General features: G+C 74.9%; 3 protein-coding genes. 2 read left to right on the top strand and 1 reads right to left on the bottom strand.

Going from position 1 to position 1,452, the window contains the following annotated elements; all coding sequences use genetic code 11:
• Window positions 1-231: hypothetical protein (locus tag AC08OP_RS24005; RefSeq protein WP_476616249.1), on the top strand; the 231-nt coding region annotated here is incomplete at its 5' end.
• A gap of 343 nt (window positions 232-574) precedes the next feature.
• Here the strand turns inward: AC08OP_RS24005 and AC08OP_RS24000 are convergent.
• Window positions 575-760 carry a hypothetical protein gene (locus AC08OP_RS24000; protein ID WP_476616248.1) on the bottom strand — a complete coding sequence of 62 codons (186 nt, stop codon included), beginning with the start codon at window positions 758-760 and terminating at the stop codon, window positions 575-577.
• Window positions 761-875: 115 nt separating this feature from the next.
• Between AC08OP_RS24000 and AC08OP_RS23995 the strand changes: the two genes are divergently transcribed.
• Window positions 876-1,280: a hypothetical protein gene (locus AC08OP_RS23995; RefSeq protein WP_476616247.1), complete on the top strand. Its 405-nt coding sequence runs from the start codon at window positions 876-878 to the stop codon at window positions 1,278-1,280.
• Window positions 1,281-1,452 lie beyond the last annotated feature (172 nt).

Here is a 1,452-nt window from a genome sequence, read left to right as displayed (position 1 = left end):
CTGGTCGCGGCGGCCCGGACGGGCACGACCATCCGTCCGCCGCTGGCCTGGACGGAGATCGCCGGGCTCCTGGGCGAGGAGCTCGGCGTGGTGATGGCCCGCTACCCGCACCTGGTCGCGGACCCGCGTACGGGGCCGGTCAGCCGGCAGGAGAGCGCCGCGGCGCATGCGGCCCGGCCGCCCGAGGACCCGCTGCCGCCGACCGTGGGCCGGCTGGTGCTGCCGTGGTGAGCGCACCGCCCCTGACGGCCGGCTACCCGCGCTGTCGGCGGGCGGTGTCGGCCCGGACGCCCTCGAGGACCTCCTGCGCGGCCGCGGTGCCGCTGTGGCGGATGATCCACAGCATCGCCCGGGCCCCCTCGGCGAGGGTGATGCGCAGGGTCTCCCGCTCGCTCGGGGTGGCGTCGTGGGCGTCCGGGCCAGGCCGTGTCGAGGGGGTCGCCGCCCGCCTCCAGCTCGTCCGCGGCAGCCCGCAGCAGGTCCTGGATCACCGTCCCAGTCTGCCGCGGACGGGCCGGGACATGACGGCGGCCCCGGCCGGCGGGTGCCGGACCGGGGTCGCCGGTGAGCCTACCTACCGGGACGTCCGGCGGGCCGGGGCCACGATCTGCTCGGCCGCCGTACGGGCGGCGGCGAGCAGATCGTCACGCTCGGCCCCGAGGTGCAGGTGGGCGTGGTCCGCGAGCCGGTCCGCGCGCTCGGCGGGGTCGACGATCGCGTCAGCGATCGCCTGGATGTGCTCGGGCAGGGTGTGGGGCATGAGTGTCCTTTCGGTTGGAGCGGATATCAGCACCGTACACCGGTGTAACGGGTCCGTGTGGCGGGATGCTCGGATCTGTTACATCGGTGTACGGGCCTCGTATACGGTCCTGGCCATGACCGACGATGTCTCCGGGGATCCGGCCGCGCTGCTGCGCGCGGCGGTGGACGCGGCGGTGGCGGCGCTGGCTGTGCTGCCCGCGGTGGAGCGGGCGGCGGCGGCGCACCGGGCGGCGCGGACGGTCACCGTCTACGGCCAGCAGGCGCTGGCCGCCGCCTACGCGGACGCGCTGGCCGCCGTGGTGGCGGCGCAGGGCACCCAGCCCGCGGCCGCGGCGGCGTTGGCTGAGTACGGGGAGCGGACCGGGGACGCCGCCCTGGCCGCCCTGGACGGGGAGGCTGTGCGCCAGGCCCTCTTGCGGGCCCGCAGGCGCCGCTCACCGTCCGCGCCCGGCCGCCCCGCCGCTCCCGGCCCGGCCGAGGGTGCGAACCCGGCATCCGACCACCCCGAAACCGGGTAACCGCACCGCCGTCACGGAATGAGATGTACTCGCGTGCAAAACGAGAACAGCCGGACACTGGCAGTGGTAATCATGTGTCATGGATGATCGGCACAGGCTCCTGCTGGCTATGCGGGCCAGATCCCGAGTTTTGGCCCCACTTTTCGATCAAGGTGTGAGTTCCGTCGAGCAC

It is taken from the genome of Frankia sp. CeRuru1, from assembly GCF_977966315.1.
The sequence above is the reverse complement of the archived record's forward strand: the minus strand, read 5'-3'. Positions and strand labels throughout refer to the sequence as shown.

Excerpts from the sequence above, each read along its gene's own strand:
- AC08OP_RS23995 (WP_476616247.1), top strand. The coding sequence starts at position 876 with ATGACCGACGATGTCTCCGGGGATCCGGCCGCGCTGCTGCGCGCGGCG.
- AC08OP_RS24000 (WP_476616248.1), bottom strand. The coding sequence starts at position 760 with ATGCCCCACACCCTGCCCGAGCACATCCAGGCGATCGCTGACGCGATC.